This is a genomic window from Actinoplanes sp. NPDC051633 (genome assembly GCF_040681735.1).
Lineage (GTDB): Bacteria > Actinomycetota > Actinomycetes > Mycobacteriales > Micromonosporaceae > Actinoplanes.
This window is the reverse complement of sequence record NZ_JBFAZH010001510.1, coordinates 1-1,571: the sequence shown is the minus strand read 5'-3', so window position 1 is coordinate 1,571 and position 1,571 is coordinate 1. Positions and strand designations below refer to the sequence as shown.

Sequence of the window (1,571 nt, the reverse complement as noted above, 5' to 3'; positions counted from 1 at the left end):
GTCATGGGTGACCAGCAGGACGGTCCGCCGCGCGGTGGCGGCGACGATCGCCCGCATGATCTCCGCGGCGGACGCGGGGTCCAGCGACGCGGTGGGTTCGTCGAGCAGCACCAGCGGCGCGGGGGAGACGGCGGCCCGGGCCAGCGCGACCCGTCGCCGCTGCCCGCCGGATAGCCGGACACCGCCCTCGCCCAGCGGCGTGTCGTATCCGGCCGGCAGGTCGAGGGCGAACTCGTCGACCAGCGCGGCCCGGCCGGCGGCGAGCACCTCGGCGCGGGTCGCCCGGGGTGCGCCGAAGGCGATGTTCTCGGCGAGGGTGCCGTCCAGAAGCCAGGGATCCTGGGGTACGAACGCGATCCGCTCCCGCAGGCTGTGCTGCCGAACGTCGCGGACGTCCACGCCGTCGATCAGCACCCGCCCGGCGTCCACATCGTAGAGACGCAGCAGCAGGTGCAGCGTCGTGCTCTTGCCGGCGCCGCTGGGGCCGATCAGGGCCACCGTCTCGCCGGCCCGCACGGTCAGGCCGAAGTCGCGCAGCACCGGCCGGTCCGCGTCGTAGCCGAAGCTCACGTGCTCGAACCGCACCTCCCGGCGCAGCCGCGGCGCCGGGCCCGCGCCGGGTCGGTCGAGCACCGTCTCGTCGTTGTCCAGCACCTCCGCGACCCGGGCCGCGCTGGCGCCGGCCTTCGCGAGGGTCGTCGACAGCCGGGTCAGCGCCCGCACCGGCGAGTACAGATCCCTCAGGTACGCGACCACCACCAGCAGCTCGCCGGTGCTGAGCCGCCCGGCCAGCACCTCGCGCCCGCCGACCAGCAGCACCAGGCCGGCGCCGACGGCCAGCACCACGTCGGCCAGTGGTGTCCACCGCGCCGCCGTGTCCACCGATTTGAGCTGCGCGTCCAGCAGAGCGTCGTTGCGGGCGCCGAAGACGCGGCCGGCCCGGTCGGCCCGGCCGAAGGCCTGCACCGCCCGGACGTTGCGCAGCAGGTCGGAGGTGACCGCCGACAGCTTGCCGGACTCGGCGCGGGCCGCGTACTGCTGGGCCCGCACCTTCCGGCGCTGCCGGATCGCCAGCACCGCGAGCACCGGCAGCACCGCCAGCCCGACCAGCGCCAGCGCCGGGTCGAAGACGAGCAGCACCACCAGGACGGTGACCAGCATGACCAGGTCGGGAACCAGGGTCTCGGCCAGCGCGATGACCGCGTCCAGCAGCCGGCTCACGTCGGAGGTCAGCCGGGACAGCACCTCGCCGCTGCGAAGCCGGTCGTGCCAGCGCAGCGATCGCGTCACGGTGTGGTGGAAGACCTGCGCCCGCAGTCGGTGACCGATGCGCTCGGCGGCGCGTTCCACGCTCATCACCCCGGCCATGTCGAGCAGTCCGCCGACGGCGCTGAGGGCCACCGTGCCGACCGCCGCGACGATCAGCAGCGCGGGCCGGGGGTGGTCGGCGCCGATCACCTGGTCCACCGCGTACGCCAGCGGCCACGGCCGGGCCAGGGCGACGCCCACCTGGAGGACGTTCAGCCCAGCGCCGGCCGCGAGCGGCATCGCCTCGGCCCGGACGGCGGGCC

General features: G+C 75.4%; 1 protein-coding gene. It reads right to left on the bottom strand.

All coding sequences use genetic code 11. From position 1 onward, the window contains the following. A partial coding sequence (locus tag AB0M20_RS42620) for an ABC transporter ATP-binding protein (protein ID WP_364307112.1) occupies nt 1–1,571 on the bottom strand: 1,571 nt, incomplete at both ends.